Origin of the sequence: Kitasatospora sp. NPDC058965 (genome assembly GCF_042741245.1) — a bacterium.
GTDB lineage: Bacteria > Actinomycetota > Actinomycetes > Streptomycetales > Streptomycetaceae > Kitasatospora.
Map to the genome: position 1 here is coordinate 1 of NZ_JBHYKG010000083.1, position 21,814 is coordinate 21,814.

The 21,814-nt window shown below is 72.6% G+C and carries 20 protein-coding genes and 1 riboswitch; of the genes, 15 read left to right on the top strand and 5 right to left on the bottom strand.

Translation table 11 applies throughout. The features are described from left to right. Nucleotides 1-42: 42 nt before the first annotated feature. The 4 genes from ACFW1A_RS16275 to gcvT form a co-directional block, all read right to left on the bottom strand. Nucleotides 43-1,410 (bottom strand): L-serine ammonia-lyase, encoded by a 1,368-nt coding sequence (locus ACFW1A_RS16275; protein WP_380409486.1) that lies wholly within the window; start codon nt 1,408-1,410, stop codon nt 43-45. Between the two features lie 143 nt (nt 1,411-1,553). Next, on the bottom strand, nt 1,554-2,822 hold the full coding sequence (gene glyA, locus ACFW1A_RS16280; protein ID WP_380409488.1) for a serine hydroxymethyltransferase: 1,269 nt from the start codon (nt 2,820-2,822) through the stop codon (nt 1,554-1,556). Between the two features lie 128 nt (nt 2,823-2,950). After that, nucleotides 2,951-3,331 (bottom strand): glycine cleavage system protein GcvH, encoded by a 381-nt coding sequence (gene gcvH, locus ACFW1A_RS16285; protein ID WP_380409490.1) that lies wholly within the window; start codon nt 3,329-3,331, stop codon nt 2,951-2,953. An 85-nt stretch (nt 3,332-3,416) separates the two neighbouring features. Further along, on the bottom strand, nt 3,417-4,535 hold the full coding sequence (gene gcvT, locus ACFW1A_RS16290) for a glycine cleavage system aminomethyltransferase GcvT (RefSeq protein WP_380409493.1): 1,119 nt from the start codon (nt 4,533-4,535) through the stop codon (nt 3,417-3,419). A 178-nt stretch (nt 4,536-4,713) separates the two neighbouring features. Beyond that, a riboswitch (glycine riboswitch) is annotated at nt 4,714-4,816 on the bottom strand. A 132-nt stretch (nt 4,817-4,948) separates the two neighbouring features. On the opposite strand from gcvT, the gene ACFW1A_RS16295 reads away from it, so the two are divergent. The 8 genes from ACFW1A_RS16295 (at nt 4,949) to ACFW1A_RS16330 (ending at nt 13,871) form a co-directional block, all read left to right on the top strand. After that, complete coding sequence (locus ACFW1A_RS16295) at nt 4,949-5,758, top strand: enhanced serine sensitivity protein SseB (protein ID WP_380409495.1); 810 nt, start codon at nt 4,949-4,951, stop codon at nt 5,756-5,758. 39 nt (nt 5,759-5,797) lie between these two features. Continuing rightward, nucleotides 5,798-6,649 carry an enhanced serine sensitivity protein SseB C-terminal domain-containing protein gene (locus ACFW1A_RS16300; protein WP_380409497.1) on the top strand — a complete coding sequence of 284 codons (852 nt, stop codon included), beginning with the start codon at nt 5,798-5,800 and terminating at the stop codon, nt 6,647-6,649. A 319-nt stretch (nt 6,650-6,968) separates the two neighbouring features. Beyond that, nucleotides 6,969-7,967, top strand: a complete 999-nt coding sequence (locus ACFW1A_RS16305; protein ID WP_380409499.1) for an ABC transporter permease — start codon at nt 6,969-6,971, stop codon at nt 7,965-7,967. 59 nt (nt 7,968-8,026) lie between these two features. Then, complete coding sequence (locus ACFW1A_RS16310) at nt 8,027-9,799, top strand: ABC transporter substrate-binding protein (RefSeq protein ID WP_380409501.1); 1,773 nt, start codon at nt 8,027-8,029, stop codon at nt 9,797-9,799. 116 nt (nt 9,800-9,915) lie between these two features. Further along, a complete protein-coding gene (locus ACFW1A_RS16315) occupies nt 9,916-10,926 on the top strand; it encodes an ABC transporter permease (RefSeq protein WP_380409503.1) in 1,011 nt (336 codons plus the stop codon). Then, nucleotides 10,923-11,972 carry an ABC transporter ATP-binding protein gene (locus ACFW1A_RS16320; RefSeq protein ID WP_380409505.1) on the top strand — a complete coding sequence of 350 codons (1,050 nt, stop codon included), beginning with the start codon at nt 10,923-10,925 and terminating at the stop codon, nt 11,970-11,972. The genes ACFW1A_RS16315 and ACFW1A_RS16320 overlap by 4 nt, the downstream gene beginning before the upstream one ends. Nucleotides 11,973-11,994: 22 nt before the next feature. Then, entirely contained in the window at nt 11,995-13,047 is a 1,053-nt protein-coding gene (locus ACFW1A_RS16325) for an ABC transporter ATP-binding protein (RefSeq protein WP_380409507.1), read from the top strand. Between the two features lie 164 nt (nt 13,048-13,211). Further along, nucleotides 13,212-13,871 (top strand): trimeric intracellular cation channel family protein, encoded by a 660-nt coding sequence (locus tag ACFW1A_RS16330; RefSeq protein WP_380409509.1) that lies wholly within the window; start codon nt 13,212-13,214, stop codon nt 13,869-13,871. On the opposite strand, the gene ACFW1A_RS16335 is transcribed toward ACFW1A_RS16330, so the two are convergent. Next, a complete protein-coding gene (locus tag ACFW1A_RS16335) occupies nt 13,807-14,628 on the bottom strand; it encodes an IclR family transcriptional regulator (protein ID WP_380409511.1) in 822 nt (273 codons plus the stop codon). The two genes, ACFW1A_RS16330 and ACFW1A_RS16335, sit on opposite strands and share 65 nt — an antisense overlap. Before the next feature lie 144 nt (nt 14,629-14,772). Here ACFW1A_RS16335 and ACFW1A_RS16340 point away from each other — a divergent pair, with 144 nt between their 5' ends. The 7 genes from ACFW1A_RS16340 to ACFW1A_RS16370 all read left to right on the top strand — a co-directional run bounded on the left by ACFW1A_RS16340 (nt 14,773) and on the right by ACFW1A_RS16370 (nt 21,798). After that, nucleotides 14,773-15,942, top strand: a complete 1,170-nt coding sequence (locus ACFW1A_RS16340; RefSeq protein WP_380409513.1) for a cysteine desulfurase family protein — start codon at nt 14,773-14,775, stop codon at nt 15,940-15,942. 41 nt (nt 15,943-15,983) lie between these two features. Then, nucleotides 15,984-17,126 (top strand): tRNA 2-thiouridine(34) synthase MnmA, encoded by a 1,143-nt coding sequence (gene mnmA, locus ACFW1A_RS16345; protein WP_380409515.1) that lies wholly within the window; start codon nt 15,984-15,986, stop codon nt 17,124-17,126. Between the two features lie 15 nt (nt 17,127-17,141). Next, nucleotides 17,142-17,672, top strand: coding sequence for a TIGR00730 family Rossman fold protein (locus ACFW1A_RS16350; protein WP_380409517.1), 531 nt, complete (start codon nt 17,142-17,144; stop codon nt 17,670-17,672). 11 nt (nt 17,673-17,683) lie between these two features. Then, nucleotides 17,684-18,373: an SDR family oxidoreductase gene (locus tag ACFW1A_RS16355; protein ID WP_380409519.1), complete on the top strand. Its 690-nt coding sequence runs from the start codon at nt 17,684-17,686 to the stop codon at nt 18,371-18,373. A 122-nt stretch (nt 18,374-18,495) separates the two neighbouring features. After that, nucleotides 18,496-20,025, top strand: a complete 1,530-nt coding sequence (locus tag ACFW1A_RS16360; protein WP_380409521.1) for a hypothetical protein — start codon at nt 18,496-18,498, stop codon at nt 20,023-20,025. 68 nt (nt 20,026-20,093) lie between these two features. After that, nucleotides 20,094-20,765, top strand: coding sequence for an NUDIX hydrolase (locus ACFW1A_RS16365; protein ID WP_380409522.1), 672 nt, complete (start codon nt 20,094-20,096; stop codon nt 20,763-20,765). 10 nt (nt 20,766-20,775) lie between these two features. Continuing rightward, nucleotides 20,776-21,798, top strand: coding sequence for a methionine synthase (locus ACFW1A_RS16370; RefSeq protein WP_380409524.1), 1,023 nt, complete (start codon nt 20,776-20,778; stop codon nt 21,796-21,798). Nucleotides 21,799-21,814: the final 16 nt, after the last annotated feature.

A 21,814-nucleotide genomic window follows, 5' to 3' on the forward strand; every position in this document is an offset into this window, starting at 1 on the left:
GGGCCGCCGGGTTCGGTACCGGGCGGCCGCTCCGTCGTCGGATCAGCACTCGATGACGTTGACCGCGAGGCCGCCGCGCGAGGTCTCCTTGTACTTGATCTTCATGTCGGCGCCGGTCTCCTTCATGGTCTTGATCGCCTTGTCCAGGGAGACGTGGTGGCGGCCGTCGCCGCGCAGCGCCATCCGGGCGGCGGTCACGGCCTTGACCGAGGCCATGCCGTTGCGCTCGATGCACGGGATCTGGACCAGGCCGCCGACCGGGTCGCAGGTCAGGCCGAGGTTGTGCTCGATGCCGATCTCGGCCGCGTTCTCCACCTGCTCCGGGGTGCCGCCGAGCACCTCGGCCAGACCGCCGGCCGCCATCGAGCAGGCCGAGCCGACCTCGCCCTGGCAGCCGACCTCGGCACCCGAGATGGAGGCGTTCTCCTTGAAGAGCATGCCGATCGCACCGGCCGCGAGCAGGAAGCGGACGATGCCCTCGTCGTCGGCGCCCGGGATGAAGTTCTGGTAGTAGTGCAGGACCGCCGGGATGATGCCGGCCGCGCCGTTGGTCGGGGCGGTCACCACCCGCTGGCCGGAGGCGTTCTCCTCGTTGACCGCCATCGCGTAGAGGGTGACCCACTCCATCGCGTTGGCCGGGCCGATCCCCTCGGCGCGCAGTGCCCGGGCGCCGGCGGCGGCCCGGCGGCGCACCTTCAGGCCGCCGGGCAGGATGCCCTCGCGGGACATGCCGGCGCTGACGCACTCCCGCATCACGCCCCAGATCTCCAGCAGCCCGGCCCGGATCTGGTCCTCGCTGCGCCAGGCCTTCTCGTTCTCCAGCATCAGGCCGGAGATCGACAGCCCGGTCTCCCGGGTCAGCCGGAGCAGCTCCTCGCCGGTGCGGAACGGGTAGCGCAGCTGGGTGTCGTCCGGGACCACCCGGTCGGCGCCGATCGCGTCCTCGTCGACCACGAAGCCGCCGCCCACCGAGTAGTAGGTCTTCTGCAGCAGCTCGGCGCCGGCCGCGTCCCGGGCCAGCAGGGTCATGCCGTTGGCGTGGTACGGCAGCGAGCGGCGGCGGTGCAGCACCAGCTGGGTGTCGGGGTCGAAGTCGATCTCGTGGCTGCCCAGCAGCGAGAGCCGCTTGACCTCCTTGATCCGCTCCACGTCCAGGTCGGCCTTGGCCACGTCCACGGTGCGCGGGGAGTTGCCCTCCAGACCCAGCAGCACCGCCTTCGGGGTGCCGTGGCCGTGCCCGGTGGCGCCGAGCGAGCCGAACAGTTCGGCGCGGACCGAGTCGACCCGGTCCAGCAGGCCCTCGGAGCGCAGCCGGCGGGCGAACATCCGGGCGGCGCGCATCGGGCCGACGGTGTGCGAACTGGAGGGGCCGATGCCGATGGAGAAGAGGTCGAAGACGCTGATGGCCACGGGGGACGTCCTTGTCTGGTCTCGTGGACCGGAGGTGAAGGAGACACGGCGCGGGGCACCGGCTCACGATCCAGTGTGCGCGGTGCCCCGGGGAACGGGCCCGGGCCGGCGGTGTGACGCCGGGCACGGACCCGTGGTGGAGGCTAGAGCTCCGGGTAGAGCGGGTACTTCTCGGCCAGGGCGGTGACCCGGGCCTTCAGCGCGGTCTTCTTGGTCTCGTCGAAGCCCGGCAGCAGCGCCTCGGCGATGACGTCGGCGACCTCGGCGAAGTCCGCCGCCTGGAAGCCGCGGGTGGCCAGCGCCGGGGTGCCGATCCGCAGGCCGGAGGTGACCATCGGCGGGCGCGGGTCGTTCGGCACCGCGTTGCGGTTGACCGTGATGCCGACCTCGTGCAGGCGGTCCTCGGCGTCCTGGCCGTTCAGCTCGCTGTTGCGCAGGTCGACCAGGACCAGGTGCACGTCGGTGCCGCCGGAGAGCACCGAGACGCCGGCGGCCTTGGCGTCGTCCTGGAGCAGGCGGGCGGCCAGCAGCTTGGCGCCCTCCAGGGTGCGCTCCTGGCGCTCCTTGAACTCCGGGGTGGCCGCGACCTTGAAGGCCACCGCCTTGCCGGCGATCACGTGCTCCAGCGGACCGCCCTGCTGGCCCGGGAAGACGGCGGAGTTGATCTTCTTGGCCAGCTCGGCCTTGGAGAGGATCACGCCACCGCGCGGACCGCCCAGGGTCTTGTGGGTGGTGGTGGTGACCACGTCCGCGTAGGGGACCGGGGACGGGTGCAGGCCCGCGGCCACCAGGCCGGCGAAGTGGGCCATGTCCACCATCAGGTAGGCGCCGACCTCGTCGGCGATCCGGCGGAACTCGGCGAAGTCGAGCTGGCGCGGGTAGGCGGACCAGCCGGCCACGATCAGCTTGGGCTGGTGCTCCTTGGCGAGGCGCTCGACCTCCTCCATGTCGACCAGGTTGGTCTGCTCGTCCACGTGGTAGGCCACCACGTTGTAGAGCTTGCCGGAGAAGTTGATCTTCATGCCGTGGGTCAGGTGACCGCCGTGGGCCAGGTTCAGGCCCAGGATCGTGTCGCCCGGCTGGAGCAGCGCGAACATCGCGGCGGCGTTGGCCTGGGCACCGGAGTGCGGCTGAACGTTGGCGGCCTCGGCGCCGAACAGCGCCTTGATCCGGTCGATGGCGATCTGCTCCACCACGTCGACGTGCTCGCAGCCGCCGTAGTAGCGCTTGCCGGGGTAGCCCTCGGCGTACTTGTTGGTCAGCACCGAGCCCTGGGCCTCCATGACCGCGACCGGCGCGAAGTTCTCGGAGGCGATCATTTCGAGGGTGGACTGCTGGCGGTGCAGCTCGGCGTCGACCGCGGCGGCGATCTCCGGGTCGAGAGCGTGCAGGGACTGGTTGAGAACCGTCATGGTGGCGTCTTCCCGTGGGGCTTAGGAGGTGCCGCGCGCGGCGCGTCGGCGCAAGGGCGGTGGCGGGCGGCGGGCGGGCTTGCCGACAAGGGGGCGGCCGCCGCGCTGCGGCCGCCCCCCGGGGTGGGTCAGCCGGCGGTGAAGGCCGTGTACTCGTCGGCGCTGAGCAGGTCGCCCTGGGTCTCGGTGACCTTCAGCTTGAACAGCCAGCCGCCCTCGAAGGCGGCGGAGTTGACCAGTGCGGGCTCGTCGATGACGTCCTGGTTGACCTCGACGACCTCGCCGGTGGCCGGCGAGTACAGGTCGCTGACCGACTTGGTGGACTCGAGCTCGCCACAGGTCTCGCCGGCGGTGACGGTGTCGCCCACGGCCGGCAGGTCCACGTAGACGATGTCGCCGAGCGCGCCCGCGGCGTGCTCGGTGATGCCGATCGTGGAGACCCCGTCAGCGTCGGCGGCCGTCAGCCACTCGTGCTCCTTGCTGTACTGCAGGTTCTGCGGGTTGCTCATGGTGCTCATTCTCCATTAGTGGGAAGCGGGAATCGCGCGGCGTCCGCCGAGCGGACGACGCGGGACGGAACGGTGTGCCGGAGGGTCAGCGGGCGCGCTTGTAGAACGGCAGCGCGACCACCTCGACGGGCTCGTGCTTGCCGCGCACGTCCACCGCGACGGCCGAGCCGGGCGTCGCGTGGGCGGCGTCCACGTAGGCGATGGCGATCGGCTTGCCCAGGGTGGGGGAGGGCGCGCCGGAGGTGATCCGGCCGATCGGGGTGCCCGCCGCGTCCACCACGGCGTACTCGGCGCGCGGCACCCGCTTGCCCTCGGAGACCAGGCCGACCAGCACCCGCGGCGGGTTGGCCTCGGCCTGGGCCGCGGCGGCCTCCAGCGCCTTGCGGCCGACGAACGCGCCGTCATTGGTGGTCTTGTCGAACCGGACCACCCGGCCCAGGCCCGCGTCGAACGGGGTCAGCGAGGTGTCCAGCTCGTGCCCGTACAGCGGCATGCCGGCCTCCAGGCGCAGCGTGTCGCGGCAGGACAGGCCGGCCGGGACCAGGCCGTGCGGGGCGCCGGCCGCGGTGAGCGCCTGCCACAGGTGCTCGGCGTCGGCGGGGGCGCAGAAGATCTCGAAGCCGTCCTCGCCGGTGTAGCCGGTGCGGGCCAGCCAGACCTGCCGGTCCGCGACGGTGGCGGGAAGCAGGGCGTAGTACTTCAGGCCGGGCAGGTCGGCGTCGGTGACCGAGGAGAGGATCGCGTTGGCCGCCGGGCCCTGGACCGCGAGCAGCGCGTACGCGTCCCGGTCGTCGCGCACCACGGCGTCGAAGCCGGCCGCGCGCTCGGTCAGCGCGTCCAGCACCACCTGGGCGTTGGAGGCGTTGGCGACCACCATGTACTCGTCCTCGGCGGTCCGGTAGACGATCAGGTCGTCCAGGATCCCGCCGTCCTCCTGGCAGATCATGGTGTAGCGGGCGCGCAGCACGCCGAGCGCGGAGATGAAGCCGACCAGCGCGTGGTCGAGCAGCTCGCCGGCCTGCGGGCCGGAGACGGTGATCTCGCCCATGTGCGAGAGGTCGAAGAGACCGGCCCGGGTGCGGACGGCGAGGTGTTCCTCGCGCTCACTGCCGTAGCGCAGTGGCATGTCCCAGCCGGCGAAGTCGGTCATGGTGGCGCCGAGGGCGCGGTGCAGGGCGTCGAGCGCAGTGAGGCGCGGGGACATGGCGGGACTCCCGGTCTGGAAACAGGCAGGTGAGATCCCTCCTGCCGTTGACGGGCACGGAGGGAGGTGGAGTCTCCCCGTCTGTCGTCACAACCTGAGAGCTTCACCGCGACCAGCATGGCGCGGCTTGCACCGTGGGTGGGCGCACGGCACGGCCGTGTCCACTTTCCAGATTCGCCTCGCCCACACGGTATGGGTGCCTGAGAGATTCCGGGGAGGACTTGCTCCTTCGGCGCCGGCCGGTGCCCTGGGGCACTTCCGGACTCTCCCGCGCGGGTTCGAGCGGCCAGTATGAAATTCGACGTTCGCGGACATCATGGCATGCCGCCGGGCCGGACGGGAGGGGGGTCCGGCGTTCCAGGGGTCGGTAGGCTTCTGCCCGGACGGACTGCGTGACGAGCGGGCAGGGGCGGATGGACAGTCAGGGGTACGCCGCGGGGGGGCCCGGGTGGGTCGAGCCGGGTCAGGCGCCGGCCGGCAGCGGGTGGCCCGCGAACGAGCTGGAGCAGGTGCTGACCGCGGCGCTGGGCGACCCCGGTGCGACCGCGCGGGTGATCGAGGTGCTGGCCCGCAGCCAGGTGTGGATCCCGCTGCCGGCGGGCGCCGACCCGCAGGGCCACGGGCTCGACCTGCCGACCATGGAGCTGGCCGGCGCGCCGTACGTGCCGGTCTTCTCCTCGGAGGAGCAGTTCGTCCGGCACGCCCCCGGGATGAGCTGCGCGGTGGCCCCGGTCTGGGAGTTCGCCCGCGGCCTGCCGCTCGGGGTGGGCATCGCGGTCAATCCCGAGGCGCCGGTGGGCCTGCCGGTGCCGCCGGAGGGCGTGGCCGAGCTGCGCCGCGGTCCGCAGGGCGACCGGTGGGACCCGGTGACCGGCGCGCCGGTGGCGGAGGGCGCCCGGGTCGCGCTGCGCGAGCCGGAGCCGGCCGAGGAGCCGGTGGACTTCCTGCACGCGGTGCGCGCCGAGCTGGCCGCGCTGCCCGGGGTGCTGACGGCCCGTCGGGCGCTGGCCTCGGTGGAGGGCGAGCCGACGGTGCTCTTCGTGGGCGTGCAGCTCGACCCGGCCGGGCCGGCCGACCCGGCGCAGGCCAACGCCGCGCTGGGCCGGGCGCTCGGGGTGGCGCCGCTGCCCGGCGGCGTGCACATCGTGCTGCTGGACCTGGCGGCCGACCCGGTGGTGGACTGGATGCTGCACCGGGTCCGGCCGTTCTACGAGCGGGGCTGAGGGGCCGGCGATGGGCGACGCGAGAGAAGGGCACGTGCGGTGACGACGGGAGCGGGCGGACCGGGGCCGTGGGGACCGGCGCCGGGCGATCCGGGCGCCCTGGAGCGCGCGTTGCAGCAGGTCGCCCCGGACCGGTGGGACGCCTACGAGCAGCTGCTGCGGGCCCTCGCCCAGGGCAGGGTCTGGATGCTGCTCTGGCACGGCACGCCCGGCAGCCCCGACGCCCAGTACGGGAACATGGAGATCGGCGGGCTCGGCTACGCGCCGGCCGCCACCTCGCCCGAGCAGCTGGCCGCCAGCGGCTGGTCCCGGGCGCACGAGGTGATCTCGGGCCGGGAGATCGCCGACACCCTGTACCGCACCCGCTGGGGCCTGTGGCTCAACCCGCACGCGCCCGGCGGCGGGGTCGGCGTGCCCTGGGCCGACCTGCGCCGGGTGGCGGCCGGCCTGGACCGGCTGCCGGCCGGTCCGCTGCAGCTGACCGAGCCGCAGCTGCCCGGCACCGAGGCGTTCTTCGGGCTGCTCCAGCACCAGGCGCCGTCGGTGCGCCCGGTCCGCGCGCTGCGCCGGGCCTGGGTGCGGCCGGCGCTCGGCGATCCCTACCTGGCGATCGGCCTGGAGCTCTACGACACCTCGCCGCCCGCGGTGGAGGCGGTGCGCGCGCTGATGCAGCGGGCGATCGCCCAGGCCCCGGCCGGACTCGCCGTGTCCACCGTGGCGATGAGCGACGACTACGACCCGGTGGCGCTGTGGATGCGCGCCAACGCTCGGCCGTTCTACCACCGCGAGGCGACGCCGGCGCCGTATCCGACCGGTTACGGCTACCCCCAGGCACAGCCCCAGCCGCAGCCGCAGCCGGGCTGGCCGCAGCAGCCCTGGCCCGGGCGCTGACCCTGCGGGGAACCCTTCCGGCACCCGTTCCGTTCGGCCCCGAACCGTATATCCGGCGGGTGTTGACCGCTGCCCGGACGCGCAAAACTGACGCCCCGTGGGGTTTATCGATCACGAAGATCGGTAGATCACAGTTGGGCATCCTTCACCAATGGGGGCTGGCGCGAGGCTGTCGGGAACGTGAAGAGTGCTGCGCACCGCACCAGCCGAGCAGCCGGGGCACCATGGCAGACCTGTCCTGACCAGGACCTGACACTGTCATGCCTGCCCGCGGGCCGCCTTGGGCCGACGAACCGTCGGCGAGGGGACGCAACTGCCCATGACCACACCCACCGACACCACCGCACCCGCTCCGGGCGAGCCCGGGGCGACCGCGGTCGCCACCCAGCCCTCGCGGATCGAGGGCCGTTCGCTCGGCAAGATCGCCTGGACCCGCTTCAAGCGGGACAAGGCGGCCATGACCGGCGGCGTCGTGGTGATCCTGCTGGTGCTGCTGGCCGTGCTGGCCAAGCCCATCGAGGCCGTCTTCGGCCTGGACCCGAACGCCCCGCACCCGGACCTGCTGGATGCCAACCTCGGTGGCATTCCGATGGGTTCGTTCGGCGGGATGAGCCTGGACCACCCGCTGGGCATCGACCCGCTGCAGGGCCGCGACCTGCTGGCCCGGATGATCGAGGGCTCCTGGGTCTCGCTGCTGGTGGCCTTCGGCGCCACCGTGCTGTCCAACACCCTGGGCACCGTGCTCGGCATCATGGCCGGCTACTACGGCGGCTGGGTGGACACCGTGATCAGCCGGGTGATGGACACCTTCCTGGCCTTCCCGCTGCTGCTCTTCGCGATCTCCATCTCGGCCTCGCTGCAGGGCGGCGCCTTCGGACTGCACGGCCTGCCGCTGCACATCGCCGTGCTGATCTTCGTGATCGGCTTCTTCAACTGGCCCTACATGGGCCGGATCGTGCGCGGTCAGACGCTCTCGCTGCGCGAGCGTGAGTTCGTCTTCGCGGCCCGCTCGCTGGGCGCCCGCGGCCCGCTGATCCTGTTCAAGGAGCTGCTGCCGAACCTGGTCGGGCCGATCCTGGTCTACTCGACCCTGCTGATCCCGACCAACATCCTCTTCGAGGCCGCGCTCAGCTTCCTGGGCGTCGGCATCGCCGCTCCGCAGGCCTCCTGGGGCGGGACGATGAACGACGCGCTCACCTACTACCAGGTGGACACCTCGTACCTGGTCATCCCCGGCCTGGCCATCTTCTTCACCGTGCTCGCCTTCAACCTGCTCGGCGACGGACTGCGCGACGCGCTCGACCCGCGCAGCAACTGACTCCCACCCATCAGCTGTTCCCTCACGTTCCACTCCACTCTCAAGGGGTTGATCCAGCTATGCGCCGATCCCGTACGCTCGTCCTGGCCGCGGTGGCCGCCACCGCCGCGCTGGTGCTGAGCGGCTGCAACAGCGGCAAGGGGAGCCCCTCCGCCGCGCCGTCCGGAGGCAACTCCGGTGCCAGTGGCCAGGACGCCGCCACCAAGGGCATCGTGAACGCCTCCGATCACAAGGGCGGCACGGTGACCTACGAGATGAAGGGCACCCCGGACTCGCTCGACCCGGGCAACACGTACTACGCCTACATCTACAACTTCTCGCGGCTGTACGCCCGTCCGCTCACCACCTTCGCCCCCGGCCCGGGCCAGTCCGGCAACAAGCTGGTCCCCGACCTGGCGTCCGGCATGGGCCAGGTCAGCTCCGACGGCCTGACCTGGACCTACCACCTGCGCTCCGGGCTGAAGTACGACGACGGCACCCCGATCAGCTCCAAGGACGTCAAGTACGCGGTGGAGCGCTCCAACTTCGCCCCGAAGGTCAACTCCAACGGGCCGACCTACTTCAACGAGCTGCTGGTCGACAACGCGACCCCGTACCAGGGCCCGTACGACGACAAGAGCCCCGACGGCCTGAAGTCGATCGAGACCCCGGACGACACCACCATCGTCTTCCACCTGAAGCAGCCGTTCGCCGACTTCGACTACCTGGTCAGCGCCCCGCAGACCGCGCCGGTCCCGCAGGCCAAGGACGACGGCGCCGGGTACGTGAAGCACATCGTCTCCAGCGGCAGCTACAAGTTCCAGTCGTACGACGACGGCAAGGAAGCGGTGCTGGTCCCCAACACCAACTGGGACGCGAGCACCGACCCGCTGCGCAAGCAGCTGGCCGACAAGATCGACCTGAAGATGAACATCGACCAGGCCACCATCGACCAGGACCTGATGGCCGGCAACGCCCAGGTCGACCTGGTCGGCGGCGGCGTCGACCCGCAGACCCAGGCCAAGATCCTGCTCGACCCGAAGCTCAAGGCCAACACCGACAACGCCTACGGCGGCCGGCTGGTCTACATGGCGATCAACAGCCACCAGGCGCCGTTCGACAGCGTGGACTGCCGCAAGGCCGTCCAGCTGGCGCTCGACAAGGTCGCGGTGCAGACCGCCGAGGGCGGCCCGATCCGCGGTCAGATCGCCACCAGCGTGCTGCCCCCGGACATCCCGGGCCACGCGGACATCAACCCCTACGCCACTGACGGCAACAAGGGTGACGCGACCAAGGCCAAGGCCGCGCTGACCGCCTGCGGTCACCCGGACGGCTTCAAGACCACGCTGATCGCCCGCACCGAGCGCAAGGCCGAGGTGGCCGCGGCCACCGCGATCCAGAGCCAGCTCAAGGCGATCGGCATCGAGGCCGACATCCAGCAGTTCCCGCAGGGCAAGTACTTCTCGGACTACGCGGGCGTGCCGAACTTCATCAACTCCAAGGGCGTCGGCCTGATGATGATGCAGTGGGGCGCCGACTGGCCGACCGGCTACGGCTTCCTGCAGCAGATCGTGGACGGTCGTGCGATCAAGGACTCCGGCAACAGCAACCTGTCGCAGCTCAACGACCCGGCGGTCAACAAGCTGATCGACGACGCCGGCTCCAACGCCGACCAGGCGGCCCGCGAGAAGGACTACGCCGCGATCGACAAGCAGGTCATGGACGACGCGGTGATCGTGCCGCTGACCGACTTCAAGGTCTTCCTGTACCGCTCGAACACCGCGACCAACCTGGTCTCCACCTCCGCGTTCAGCGGTGAGTACGACTACCTCAACATCGGTACCACCAAGTAAGAGCCTGGCTCACCATCCCTGAAGGCAGGTGAAGGCGAGCGGTGCCCGCTCCCGTCCGGTCCGCCCCCACGAGGGGCGGACCGGGCGGGGGCGGAACACCCGGAAGCCGTCCAACTGTGTTGGCCTACATCATCCGCAGGACGTTCGCGGCCCTGGTACTGCTGCTGGTCGTCAGCGCGGTCACCTTCGGCATCTTCTTCCTGCTCCCCCGCCTGGCGGGCGAGACCGCCGATCAGCTCGCCGCCCAGTACATCGGCAAGAACCCGTCGCCCGAGGCGATGCTGGCGATCAAGAAGAACCTCGGGTTCGACCAGCCGCTGTACATCCAGTTCGGACGGTTCATCAAGCAACTGTTCTTCGGCGCCCAGTACAAGTTCGGTCCGGACGCGACCACCTGCCACGTGCCGTGCTTCGGCTACTCCTTCAAGAACCACCTGGAGGTCTGGCCGGAGATCGAGAGCCGGCTGCCGGTGACCATCTCGCTGGCGATCGGCGCGGCGGTGCTCTGGGTGCTGGCCGGCATCTCCACCGGCGTGGTCTCCGCGCTGAAGCCGCGCTCGATCTTCGACCGGCTGTCGATGGGCGTGGCGCTGGCCGGCGTGTCGCTGCCGATCTTCTTCACCGGCGCGCTGCTGCTCTTCCTGTTCAGCTACCAGTGGCCGATCTTCGACAACCTGCACTACGTCAACTTCACCGACGACCCGCTGAGCTGGGCGCGCAACCTGGTGCTGCCCTGGATCGCGCTGGCCTTCCTGTACTCCGCGCTCTACGCCCGGCTGACCCGCTCGGAGATGCTGGACACGATGAACGAGGACTACATCCGCACCGCGCGGGCCAAGGGCCTGATCGAGCGCAGGGTGGTGGTCCGGCACGGACTGCGGGCCGTCCTCACCCCGCTGCTGACCATCTTCGGCATGGACCTGGGCCTGCTGCTGGGCGGCGCGGTGATCACCGAGCAGGTGTTCTCGCTGCAGGGCATCGGCGCCTTCGCGGTCAGCGCGATCGGCGACAACGACCTGCCCAAGATCCTCGGCGTCACCCTGGTCGCCGCCTTCTTCATCATCCTGTGCAACCTGCTGGTTGACCTCCTGTACGCCGCCGTCGACCCCCGGGTGAGGCTGTCATGACCGTCGAGCCCGCGGACCGCCCCGGCACCGCCTTCCTCTCGCTGCGCGACCTGCGCATCCACTTCGACACCGACGACGGCCTGGTCAAGTCGGTGGACGGGGTCAGCCTCGACCTCGCCGAGGGGCGCACGCTGGGCATCGTCGGCGAGTCCGGCTCCGGCAAGTCGGTCACCTCGCTGGGCATCATGGGCCTGCACCGCTCCAAGCGGGCCCGGATCAGCGGGGAGATCTGGCTGGACGGCGAGGAGCTGGTCGGCGCCGAGCCCGACCGGGTGCGCCGCCTGCGCGGCCGGAAGATGGCGATGATCTTCCAGGACCCGCTGACCGCGATGCACCCGCTCTACACGGTGGGCAACCAGATCATCGAGGCCTACCTGGCGCACCACCCCAAGGCGAGCAAGCGGGACGCCCGCCGGCGCGCCGTCGAGATGCTCGACCGGGTCGGCATCCCGCAGCCGGACCGCCGGGTGGACGACTACCCGCACCAGTTCTCCGGCGGCATGCGCCAGCGCGCGATGATCGCCATGGCGCTGGTCAACGACCCGCAGCTGCTGATCGCCGACGAGCCGACCACCGCGCTGGACGTCACCGTGCAGGCCCAGATCCTGGACCTGATCCGGGACGTGCAGAGCGAGTTCGGCACCGCCGTCATCATCATCACCCACGACCTGGGCGTGGTGGCCGAGCTGGCCGACGACATCCTGGTCATGTACGGCGGGCGGTGCATCGAGCGCGGCCCGGCCGCGACCCTCTTCGAGGCGCCCGAACACCCCTACACCTGGGGCCTGCTGGGCTCGATGCCGCGGCTGGACCGGGCGCTGCAGGACCGGCTGGTGCCGGTCGGCGGCACCCCGCCGAGCCTGATCAACGTGCCCAGCGGCTGCGCCTTCCACCCGCGCTGCCCGTACGCCGAGCTGACCGGCGGCCGGTCCACCGGCGAGCTGCCGCTGCTGGCCGAGGCCGCTCCCGGGCACTTCGCCGCCTGCCACCTGCCGATCGCCGACCGGCACCGGATCTTCGCCGACGAGATCGCACCCCGGCTCTGAACTTCCTGGAGTTGTACGGATCATGACGGATACTCAGACCGCCTCGGTTCCCGCGCCGACGCCGTCGCCGGAGCGCGCCCCGCTGCTCAAGGTGACCGACCTGGTGCGCCACTTCCCGATCAAGGGCGGCCTGCTGCGCCGCACCGTCGGCGCGGTGCGCGCGGTGGACGGGATCAGCTTCGAGGTGCGCGCGGGGGAGACCCTGGGCGTGGTGGGGGAGTCCGGCTGCGGCAAGTCCACCATGGGCAAGCTGGTCACCCGGTTGGACGAACCCACCGGCGGCACCGTGGAGTTCGAGGGCCGCGACATCACCCACCTGGGTGTGGGGGCGATGCGCCCGCTGCGCCGGGACATCCAGATCGTCTTCCAGGACCCGTACTCCTCGCTGAACCCGCGGCACACCGTGGGCACCATCGTCGGGGCGCCGTTCAAGCTGCAGAAGGTGGCCACCGAGCACGGGGTCAAGCGCGCCGTGCAGGACCTGTTGGAGCTGTGCGGGCTCAACCCCGAGCACTACAACCGCTACCCGCACGAGTTCTCCGGCGGCCAGCGGCAGCGGATCGGGATCGCCCGGGCGCTGGCGCTCAAGCCGAAGATGATCGTGGCGGACGAGCCGGTCTCGGCGCTCGACGTGTCGATCCAGGCCCAGGTGGTCAACCTGCTGGACGACCTGCAGCGCGAGCTGGGGCTGACCTACCTGATCATCGCGCACGACCTCTCGGTGGTGCGGCACGTCTCCGACCGGGTCGCGGTGATGTACCTGGGCAAGATCGTGGAGATCGCGGACCGGGACACGCTCTACACCCGGCCGGCCCACCCGTACACCAACGCGCTGCTCTCCGCGGTGCCGGTGCCGGACCCGCGGCGCAAGGAACGGCGCGAGCGGATCCTGCTCACCGGGGACGTCCCCTCGCCGATCAACCCGCCCTCCGGCTGCCGGTTCCGCACCCGCTGCTGGAAGGCCCAGGAGGTCTGCGCGGAGCAGGAGCCGGTGCTCACCGCGCTGAGCGCGGGCCAGCAGGTGGCCTGCCACTTCCCGGAGCTCCCGGCGGAGCCGGCGGACCGCCCGGCCTGAGCCGTGCCCCCGGCGGCCGGTCCCGACCCGGGGCCGGCCGCCCGGTGCTGTGCGGGCGGGGCCCGCTGTCCGGTGCTGTCCGCCCGGTGCTGTCCGGGCCGGGCCCGCCGTCCGGGCGGGGGCCGGGATTCGGTACCGGACCGGTACCGGGAGACACTGGGCCGGTGACCTCGCAGATCTTCTCCCCCGATGTGCAGCAGCCGCTGGACGTGGTCGGCATCTTCGTCTTCGCCCTCTCCGGGGGCCTGCTGGCCGTGCGCAAGAACATGGACATCTTCGGCATCTGCGTGCTGGCCGAGGCCACGGCGCTGGGCGGCGGGGTGGTGCGCGACCTGCTGATCGGGGCCGTCCCGCCGGCCGCCTTCACCAACATGGGCTACTTCCTGGCGCCGCTGCTGGCGGGCCTGGTGGTCTTCTTCCTGCACCCCGAGGTGGAGCGGATCAACCGCAGCGTGCAGACCCTGGACGCACTGGGGCTGGGCCTGTTCTGCGTCACCGGCACCGCCAAGGCGCACGACTACGGCCTGGGATCGGTGGCCTCGGTCGTGCTGGGCATGCTGACCGCGGCCGGCGGCGGGGTGATCCGCGACGTGCTGGCCAACGAGACGGTCTCGCTGCTGCGCTGGGACCGGGAGATCTACGCGGTGCCGGCGCTGGTCGGCGCGACGATGGTGGCGCTGCTGATCGCCGCGAACCACCTGACCACGCTGACCGCCTCCGCCGCGGCGATGACCGCCTTCGGCCTGCGGATGCTGGCGCTCAGGTATGGCTGGCGCGCGCCGCGTGCTTGGCACCGCAACGGTTCTCGCACCAGCGAGGAGTAGGCGAACCGCCGTAGGCCAGCGAGATCGCCTCGACCGTGCAGAGCAGCTCGGGCAGCAGTCGGTTCAGCTCGGCCACCGGCGCCACCGAGGTCGGCACCGAGATGGTGCAGGCGGCGATCGCCCGGCCGTCGTTGCCCTTGATCGGCGCGGCCAGGCAGTTGACGCTGTCCTGGTACTCGCCCTGGTCCAGCGACCAGCCGTGCTCGGCCACCGCCAGCAGCTCGGTGCGCAGCTCCTGGGCCGAGCGCAGGCTGCGCGGGGTGCGGGCCGCGAAGTCCAGCGAGTCCAGCACCGGCCCGAGCTGATCCTCCGGCAGGTCGGCCAGCAGCACCCGGCCGGCCGCGGTGGTGCCGGCCGGGGCCTTGCGGCCGATCCGGGAGGCCGGGCCGAGCCAGCTGTCGGCCGGGGCCGGGTAGCGGGCCTCCACCTTGTCCACCCAGACCACCTGGCTGCCCTCCAGCACCGCCAGGTGCACGGTGTGGCCGTACCGGTCGTTGAGCGAGGCCAGGTAGGGCGCCGAGACCTGGCGCACGTCGATGCCCTCCAGCGCGATGTGCGCCAGCGAGAGCAGCCGGCCGCCGAGCCGGTAGCGGTGGTCGGCCTGGCGCTGCACGAAGCCGTGCTCCTCCAGGGTGCGGAGCAGTCGCAGCGCGGTGGACTTGTGCACCCCGATGGTGCCGGCCGCCTGCTCCAGCGAGGCGGGACCGTCCCCCAACGAGGCGAGAATGGTCAGCGCTCGGTCGACGGTCTGCGACATGGCGGCGCGCACCCCTCACTCTTCACCCGGGCGGCCACCGCGTGGCCGGCGCGAGGAGGCTAACCCCGCGTTGCAGCCCGTGCAATGGCCGAATCGTGACTTCGGCTCGGGTCGGCCGGGCGGGCCGCCTACACTGGTGCCGCCATGCCATACCTCGACCATGCGGCCACCACCCCGATGCTCCCCGAGGCGATCGCCGCGATGACGGCGCACCTCGGCGTCACCGGCAACGCCTCCTCCCTGCACGCGGCCGGACGCCGGGCCCGACGGGTGGTGGAGGAGTCGCGCGAGTCGCTGGCCGCCGCCCTGGGGGCCCGGCCCAGCGAGATCGTCTTCACCGGCGGCGGGACCGAATCGGACAACCTCGCCGTCAAGGGCCTGTACTGGGCCCGGCGGGACGCCGAGCCGGCCCGCACCCGGGTGCTGTGCAGCCCGGTGGAGCACCACGCGGTGCTGGACGCGGTGCACTGGCTGGCCGAGCACGAGGGCGCGCGGGTGGAGTACCTGCCGGTGGACGGCCACGGCCGGGTGCACCCCGACCAGCTGCGGGCCGCGATCGAGCGGGAGCCCGACACGGTCGCCCTGGTCACCGTGATGTGGGCCAACAACGAGATCGGCACCCTCCAGCCGATCGCCGAACTCGCCGCGGTGGCGAAGGAGTTCGGCATCCCGATGCACGCCGACGCGGTGCAGGCGCTGGGCCAGGTGCCGGTCGACTTCGCGGCCAGCGGACTGGACGCGCTGACCGTCACCGGGCACAAGATCGGCGGCCCGTACGGGGTCGGCGCGCTGCTGCTCAGCCGCGGTGCGGCGCCGGTGCCGCTGCTGCACGGCGGCGGCCAGGAGCGCGACGTGCGCTCCGGGACGCTGGACGTGCCGGCCGCCGCCGGGTTCGCGGCCGCCGCGGCGATCGCGGTGGAGCGCCGGGGCGAGCACGCGGCGGCGATGGAGCGGCTGCGCGACGACCTGGTCGAGCGGGTGCGGGCCGCGGTGCCGGACGCGGTGCTCAACGGCGACCCCGATCCGGCCGGCCGGCTGCCCGCCAACGCGCACTTCTCCTTCCCCGGCTGCGAGGGGGACGCGCTGCTGATGCTGCTGGACGCGGCCGGCATCGAGGTCTCCACCGGCTCGGCCTGCTCGGCCGGCGTGCCGCAGCCCAGCCACGTGCTGCTGGCGATCGGTGCCGCCCCGCTGGTGGCCCGCTCCTCGCTGCGCTTCTCGCTGGGGCACACCTCCGGCACGGCGGACGTGGACGCGCTGGCCGGGGCGATCGGGCCGGTGGTGGACCGGGCCCGCCGGGCCGGTCAGCGCTGACGGCGGAGCGCCGACGGGCATTGCGTACGCTGGAGGGCACTATGACTGACTTCCCCGGCGCCCCCAGCGGCCCCTCCTCCAGCTCCCGCCTGCGCGTGCTCGCCGCGATGTCCGGCGGGGTCGACTCCGCCGTGGCCGCGGCCCGCGCGGTGGAAGCGGGGCACGAGGTGACCGGTGTCCACCTGGCGCTGGCGGCGAACCCGCAGTCGTTCCGGACCGGCGCCCGCGGCTGCTGCACCCTGGAGGACTCGCGGGACGCCCGCCGGGCCGCCGACGTGATCGGCATCCCCTTCTACGTCTGGGACCTGGCCGAGCGGTTCCGCGAGGACGTGATCGACGACTTCGTGGCCGAGTACGCGGCCGGCCGCACCCCCAACCCGTGCCTGCGCTGCAACGAGAAGATCAAGTTCGCCGCGCTGCTGGACAAGGCGCTGGCCCTGGGCTTCGACGCGGTGTGCACCGGGCACTACGCCCGCATCGTCGAACTGCCCGGCGGCGGGCGGGAGCTGCACCGTGCGGTGGACGCGGCCAAGGACCAGTCCTACGTGCTCGGGGTGCTGGACGCCGAGCAGCTGGCGCACTCGCTCTTCCCGCTCGGCGACACCACCAAGGAGCGGATCCGGCTGGAGGCCGAGCGCCGCGACCTGGCGGTGGCCAAGAAGCCGGACAGCCACGACATCTGCTTCATCGCGGACGGCGACACCCGGGGCTTCCTGGCCGAGCGGCTGGGCGCGGCCCCCGGGGACATCCTCGACGTGGACGGCACGAAGATCGGCGAGCACGAGGGGGCGTACGGCTTCACCATCGGCCAGCGCAAGGGCCTGCGGATCGGGCGCCCGGCGGCGGACGGCAAGCCGCGCTACGTGCTGGACATCTCGCCGGTGGACAACACCGTCACGGTCGGCCCGGCGGCCGGCCTGGACGTGCTGGGCCTGACCGCGATCCGGCCGCGCTGGTGCGGGCCGGCGCCGGCGGGCGAGGGCCGCTACACCGCCCAGCTGCGCGCCCACGGCGAGGAGGTGCCGGTGACGGCCGCGCTGGTCGACGGCGAGCTGCGGGTGACGCTGGACACCCCGGCCCGCGGCATCGCGCCCGGCCAGGCCGTGGTGCTCTACGACGGCACCCGGGTGGTCGGCTCGGCCACCATCGCGGAAACCGAGCGGCGGGCCGTGGCGGAGATCTGATACTCCTCTAGGCCTATGAACATTACGGTCTTCTGCTCCGCATACTCGCTCGACGAGCGTTACACCGCCCCGGCCGCCGAGTTCGCCCGCCGGCTCGGCGCGGGCGGCCACACCCTGGTCTGGGGCGGCTCCAACGCCGGACTGATGGGCCTGCTGGCCGACGAGGTCAGGGCGGCCGGCGGCAAGCTGGTCGGGATCCAGGTCGAACTGCTCAAGCACAAGGGCTACCCGGGCGCCGACGAGATGGTGCTCACCCCCGACCTGGCCGCCCGCAAGGCCGAGCTGCTGGCCCGGGCCGACGCCGTGGTGGTGCTGGTCGGCGGCCTCGGCACGCTGGACGAGATCACCGAGGTGCTGGAGCTGAAGAAGCACAACCTGCACGGCAAGCCGGTGGTGGTGCTGGACACCGCGGGCTTCTACACCGGCCTGCGCGTGCAGTTGGAGCGGATGGACGCCGAGGGCTTCCTGCCCCGCCCGCTCGCCGAGCTGGTCGCCTTCGCCGAGACCCCCGCCGACGTGTTCGCCCACCTCACCACCACTGCCTGAGAGGTCCCCCCATGGCCACCCACCTGCTCACCGGCGCCGGCTCCGGCATCGGAGCCGTCGTCGCCCAGCGCCTCGTGGAGCGCGGCGACGAGGTCTGGCTGCTCGCCCGGGACGCCCGCCGGGCCGCCCAGCTGCGCGAGACCTTCCCGACCGCGCGCACCCTGGTCGGCGACCTGGCCGACCCCGCGAAGCTCTCCTGGGCCTTCGGCCACCAGACCCTGCCGGTCACCCTGGACTCGCTGCTGCACGTCGCGGGCGTGGTCGAGCTCGGCCACGTCGCCGACACCCCGGTGAAGGTCTGGCAGGAGACCCTGGCGGTCAACCTGGTCGCCCCCGCCGAGCTGACCCGGCTGCTGCTGCCCCAGCTGCGCCAGGCCCGCGGCAGCATCGTCTTCGTCAACTCCGGCGCCGGCCAGGCCGCGCACGCCGAGTGGGGCTCGTACGCGGCCAGCAAGTTCGGCCTGCGGGCGATGGCCGACTCGCTGCGCGCCGAGGAGGCCCCGAACGGCGTCCGGGTCACCACCGTCTACCCCGGCCGCACCGCCACCCCGATGCAGCAGAAGGTGCACCAGCAGGAGGGCAGGGAGTACGACCCGTCCCGCTGGATCGCCCCGGAGTCGGTGGCCACCGCGATCCTGACGGCGGTGGACCTGCCGCGCGACGCGTCGCTGACCGAGCTGACGGTCCGCCCGGGCCAGTAGGCGCGGGCGCGGCGGCGGGGTGACCGATTCGCTCCGGCATCGACCGAATGGCGCGGGCCGCCGACCGGGGGATTGCGAATTCAGCTGACTGGCCGTCACCCGCCGCCGGTAGCATCGCGTCCATGTCCAGCGAGGCGAACGTCGAATTCGACCGGATCCAGCCCGAAGACCTTCGGCAGGTGCCGGTCATAGCCCAGGCCCTCGACAACCAGTGGCTTGCCGCCGGGGAGCTGCGCGGGCTCTGGCAGGGGCAGTTGTCCCGCCGGGCCGCGCTGCGGCACCAGGACGACCGGGTGCGCGCGGAGTACGTCCGGGCGCTGGTCAACGGCGAGCAGGTGGTGGTCAACCGGGCCTACCTCTACAACAACCCGGCGGTGGTGCGGGACTACCTGAGCGACTCGCCGGAGCGCGAGGCGTTCAAGCAGCTGCTCGGTGAGGGCACCCTGGTGCCGTTCCTGTGGAACGAGGCCTCGCCGGTGCAGCAGCCGCTGTTCGGGGTGGAGGAGCGGGGGTGGCAAGCCTGGGAGCGGGTCTGCCAGGAGACCCGGCCCAGCTGCCTGCGGATGGCCTGGGACGAGTCGGCCAACGCGCAGGACGGGACGGCGCTCGGCCGCGAGTTCTCCCGGTACGCGCACGACCTCAACCTGCTCGACTTCCCCGCGCTGGCCCGCTCGCTCGACGTGTCGGCGGACCGGCAGGAGCAGCTGCGCCAGCGGTTCCTCGACGTGGCCGACTTCAGCAACGCCCGGATCCGCGAGCGCGGCCTGGTGCTGCGCGACGAGCTCTACCGCCGCTTCGTGGTGGGCGACGGCAGCAACCCCGCCGACCGCGACTACGACCCGACCCGGGAGTTCGGCGCGGAGATCAAGCAGGTGGTGGACCTGGCCTACAACGTCAACCTGGCCGACCGGCTCGGGGCGTTCGCGCTCACCCCGCAGGGGTCGCTGCCGCGCAGCGCGCTGCAGGAGCCGGTCCTGCGGTGGGCCGGCCAGAAGGCGGAGCTGAGCCCCGAGCAGCTCGTGGAGATCATGCGCCGGACCGCCTTCGAGGTGGTCCAGGAGGGCCTGTACGTCGAGTCCTTCGCCGAGCTCTCGCTGCCGGACGTGCTGTCGCTGCGCCAGACCCCGCAGTGGCAGCGGTACCTGACCCGGCTGCAGGCCCTGCTGGCCGACCCCGGGGTGGCCGACCCGTCCCGGTTCGCCGACCAGCAGCACGGCGCGCCGGCGGTGGTGTCGGCGTACGTGGCGATGGTCCGGGAGGCCAGCAACCGGGTGGCCCGGCGCAAGGTGGCCGCCCGGATGGCCCGCTGGACCCCGCAGGTGGAGCTGCTGGTCGAGGTGGCCACCGCCTCGGTGCGGGTGCTGTTCGGCTCGCACCCGGCCTTCGAGATCCTCGGCGAGGTGACCCGGGCCTTCGCCAACCGGGCCGCCCCGGTGGTGGTCCGGCTGGTGGTCAACCGGACCACCGGGCGCGCCGAGCAGGCCCGGTTGGAGTCCAGCCTGCGGCTGATCGAGGGCCGGTTCGCGGGCAGCGGGCTGCGCCAGTGGGAGACCCTGGTGGCCGACCTGCGCAAGGCCGGCTTCGCCGAGGTCGGTGCGATCGGCGGGGTGGCGCAGGTCGCGGAGCTCTCCGAACCGGAGCCGGTGGGGTGAACTCCGCAACGGGCTGACGGGGCGTCGTCCGAGCGGGCACCATGCGAGGGAGCGAGAAAGGACCCGCCATGGACCGCTACGCCCAACTGCGCAGTGACCGCCCCGAGCTGTTCCGCAACGACCCCGAGGGCATCCAGATCCTCACCGACCCCGCCGAGTCGGCCGAGGCCGAGCGCGCGGTGTGCGAGCGCGGCGGCGGCGCGCCCGTCGCCGCCGCGCAGTCCGGGGTGGTGTACGCCGATCCCTACGTGACCGTGCTGCGTGATCCGGTCCGGTTCCCCGGTGGGGGCCTGGGCCTGCACCTGCGGTTGCTGGACTCCTCCGGGGTGCCCGGCGTGGTGGTGCTCCCGGTGCTGCCGGACGGGGTGCTGCTGGTGGAGCACTACCGGCACGCCAGTCGCTCCTGGCACCTGGAGGCCCCGCGCGGCTACGGCGAGCCGGACGCCGACGGGGAGCGGAACGCCCGCCGCGAGCTGTCCGAGGAACTCGGCGCGCAGGCCGAGGAACTGGTCCCGCTGGGCCCGCTGTACCCGGACACCGGACTGATGGCCGGCCACACCCTGCTCTACGCGGCCAGGGTGGTCGGCCACGGCGCCGTGCAGCGGGAGGAGGGCATCCGCCGGGCGGTCCGCCTCGGCTTCGCCGAGGCCGAGCAGCTGGTGGCCGAGGGCCGGATCAGCTGCGGCTTCACCGTGGCGGTCCTCTATCGCGCCCGGCTGGCCGGCCTGCTGGGACAGTAGGCTGCCCAGCGTGACCAGTCAGCAGCACCCCTTCCCCGCTCTCCACGGCGCCGCCACCGGTGTCGGCTCGATGCCCGGGACCGACGCCCGCGAGGCCGCCAGGACCTCCACCGGCGCGCTCGAGCAACTGCCGTTCCTGCCCGAGCTGCCCGCGCGCGGGCCGGGGGCGGACATGATCGGCCGCTCGGCCGGCCTGCTGGTGGAGCTCTTCGCCGAGGTCCAGCCGAGCGGCTGGCGGTTCGCCGACCGCCCGGGCCGGGACACCCGGCGGGCGCACTCCTGGCTGGGCGAGGACCTGGATGCGCTGGAGGAGTTCACCCAGGGGTACCAGGGGGCGCTCAAGGTGCAGGCGGTCGGGCCGTGGACGCTCGCCGCGAGCGTCGAGCTGCGCCACGGGGAGAAGGCGCTGGCCGACCCCGGGGCCTGCCGGGACATCGCCGGCTCGCTGGCCGAGGGCCTGCGCCGGCACCTGGCGGAGCTGCGCAAGCGGGTCCCCGGTGCGCAGCCGGTGCTCCAGCTGGACGAGCCCTCGCTGCCCGCCGTGCTGGCCGGGAACGTGAAGACGGCCAGCGGCTTCCAGCGGCTGCGCGCCGTCGACCGCCAGGTGGCGGAGGAGGCGCTGCGCGAGCTGATCCGCTCACTCGACGTCCCGGTGCTGGTGCACAGCTGCGCGCCCGGGGTGCCGATCCCGCTGCTGCGGCGGGCCGGAGTGGCCGGGATCTCGCTCGACTTCGGCCTGCTGACGGAGCGTGAGGACGACGACCTGGGCGAGGCGGTCGAGGGCGGCACGGTCCTGCTGGCCGGCGTGGTGCCCGCCGTGGACGCGGCGTCGTCGGCTTCGTCCGACCCGGCCGGTAGTGTCACCGTCGTCAGGAGGTTGTGGCGCAGGCTCGGGCTGGACCCGGAACTGCTGGGCCGCCGCGTGCTGGTGACGCCGACCTGCGGTCTGGCGGGGGCGAGCCCCGCGTACGCCCGGCAGGCGCTGTCACAGGCGGTGACGGGGGCCCGGAGCCTGGTGGACAACCCGGAGTGAGCGCTCAGGGAGGCTA